General features: G+C 46.9%; 1 rRNA gene. It reads right to left on the reverse strand.

The features are described 5' to 3' along the window. Positions 1 to 271: ribosomal RNA gene (locus AACW06_RS20405) — 23S ribosomal RNA — on the reverse strand; the annotation flags it as partial.

Raw genomic sequence — 271 nt, forward strand, 5'->3', positions numbered from 1 at the left:
TGTTCACCTGCATCATTTAAAGCTTAAGGGCTAGTCCAATTTCGCTCGCCGCTACTTTCGGAATCTCAGTTGATTTCTTTTCCTTCGGGTACTTAGATGTTTCAGTTCCCCGAGTTCGCCTCGCTGCGCTATGTATTCACGCAACGATACTAGCTTATGCTAGTGGGTTTCCCCATTCGGAAATCGTAGACTCAAGTGGCTTTTACTGCCTAATCTACGCTTATCGCAAGTTAATACGTCCTTCATCGCCTCTGACTGCCAAGGCATCCAC

It is taken from the genome of Vibrio sp. S12_S33 (assembly GCF_963889785.1).
In the GTDB taxonomy this organism is placed as follows: Bacteria; Pseudomonadota; Gammaproteobacteria; order Enterobacterales; family Vibrionaceae; genus Vibrio; species Vibrio aestuarianus.